The sequence below is a fragment of the Arthrobacter sp. H35-D1 genome, from assembly GCF_030063185.1.
Taxonomy (GTDB): domain Bacteria; phylum Actinomycetota; class Actinomycetes; order Actinomycetales; family Micrococcaceae; genus Specibacter.
The window spans coordinates 1-2,123 of record NZ_JASISP010000064.1 but is presented as its reverse complement, the minus strand read 5'-3'; the positions used below and the strand labels follow the sequence as shown (position 1 = coordinate 2,123).

Here is a 2,123-nt window from a genome sequence, read left to right as displayed (position 1 = left end):
TCAAACAAGCAGACCAACCACACCACAACACGCCAACACAACCAGCAAAACCAGCCACATCAACTCAAGCAATACCGTTCCCCCATCAACCGGAGCAACTCGAAAAACAATACACACCTTTCAAACAGATATCCAACCGAAAGCCTGTGAGCCTGAACACTATATGTTTAGCGTCAATATATACGCTGATCGAGTACCAAAATTTGCCTGGAGTACGGCGTTTTTCATCTTACGTAGAGTCCTCGACCAGAAACAAATCTGCCCAGCTAGTCGCCAGCATTGCTTTTGACTGAGCTTTGTTTGTGATCCAACTATCAGAATCGCTACAAACCATTCCACAAACACCCGATGGATTATCGGTACATCACGCTGTTTGCAGGCCTCGGGATCCTTTGCGTTGCCGTACCGGCTCCTCCATTGGAAGCGTCACCTCGCTCACTGCAGCGTCGCCGTCATTCTAAAGATGTGGTTTTCTTTGCCCAACGGCGAGATGTAGGCATGACAACCTCGAGTAGATCCTTGCGACTGCCATCGCTCATCAGGAACAGCTGGCTGGCAAGTGTGGCCCTACGAACAGCAACTAACGGCACCGCACGGATGACAGGGATGAAGCGAGAGTCCGTGTGCTCGGCCAGGGGACGTCATGAACTCGCTGAACAGGGTCACCCCCCCACGTACCCGGAGGCATCAATGCAACCATGCACTCGTTGAAAAGGCCTGATACTCACGGCGCCTGCCTCCAAATACCTCGGCACTCGCCCGCTCCCACCACTGGGTTCCGCCTGAAGTCATCAAAGCCCTCTTCACTGAAGAAATCGGTGGACCGGTCCGCTCTATCCTCGCCATCACGCCCAACCTGCAGGGTTCCCGCCCGGCAGCCCTGGATTGAAACCCTGCGGCAGATCCTTTGTCGTCAGCGAGCCCTCGAACACGAGCAAGCCATTCTTCCCTGAAGCCCTGAGCGACCAAGCCGTCGAAGGAGGACTGCGTGTGGCGTGCTTCAGGCTCCATACCCTCGTCCAACTTCTGCCCATCCACAGAATAGATGCCAGGGTCACCAAGGCTGTAGCGAGGATCTCCTGCGTGCTGCTTAGATCGTGGTCGATGACACCGGGCTACCCGCCGTGCGCACCGATACCTCCGAACGCCTCTACCGGGTCCTGTGTGCTGCGTTTCGGAAATGCTACATGGCGATCTTCTCTATCCTGAGTCTTGCCGGCTTCACAGAGTTCATCCCCAAAGCTCAAGAAACCGCCACGGTGGAATGAACGCTCCACCAGGTTCATATCTGCCAGACTAGCGGCGACTCCGTCAGGCTGACCCAGGCCCTGGCAGGGACAGGGGTGGTACAACTGAGCTAAAACTCGGAACGGGCTGGCCACATACCACATCACTTTTGTGGGCAGATCTCATGGCCATACCCGGGCACTATAGCTGGCCCCCACGGGCGGATAACGTGGCCGCTGGTGGCCAGAAACTCATGGCCCTTGACACAGGTCTCCGACGGTCGCCATCCGCGGATCCAGGCGTTACCCGGCATATGTTTCCATGCTTCTCTAATGAAGCGAGCGAATTTGAAGCCGGTTCGTTGATATCTCTCATGAACGGCCCCAAGAGATCAACGTTGTGAAACTTATCTGCCGCCATGGTCATTGCGTTTTGCACCAGAAACTAGGTGAACAAGGCGCGATCGAGGTTTCAGTTGCCCCATTTCCAGGACAGCCCGGCCTCCACCAATGCACAACGGAGCCGGAGAGTGGAACCAACTCTCGTCGTGAGGGCAAACAGGGGCGCAATTATTGGTTGGCATTGACAGGTGCCGACAAAGATCACCGTTGTCATGAGTACCTATAACGTCCTCATCATGTAGACGTGCGACCTTGCCACTGTCGACGAGAAACGTACTGGTCATCTTCAGCCCGACAGACAGTTCCGGCTAGGCGGGTGGCCAGCCGGGCCGGTGTGGTTGTTAAATGCAGGGAGGCCCCGCACCTGGTGGTGTGGGGCCTCGACCTGTTTTTGGTGTTGTCCGGCGGTGTCCTACTCTCCCACATCCTCACGAATGCAGTACCATCGGCGCTGTGGGTCTTAGCTTCCGGGTTCGGAATGGGACCGGGCGTTTC

The 2,123-nt window shown here is 56.1% G+C and carries 1 protein-coding gene and 1 rRNA gene; one reads left to right on the top strand and one right to left on the bottom strand.

Annotated elements, in window-relative coordinates; translation table 11 throughout:
- Positions 1 to 1,097: 1,097 nt before the first annotated feature.
- Entirely contained in the window at positions 1,098 to 1,268 is a 171-nt protein-coding gene (locus tag QMG25_RS20270; protein ID WP_283462925.1) for a hypothetical protein, read from the top strand.
- Between the two features lie 759 nt (positions 1,269 to 2,027).
- On the opposite strand, the gene rrf is transcribed toward QMG25_RS20270, so the two are convergent.
- A 5S ribosomal RNA gene (gene rrf, locus QMG25_RS20265) occupies positions 2,028 to 2,123 on the bottom strand; the annotation flags it as partial.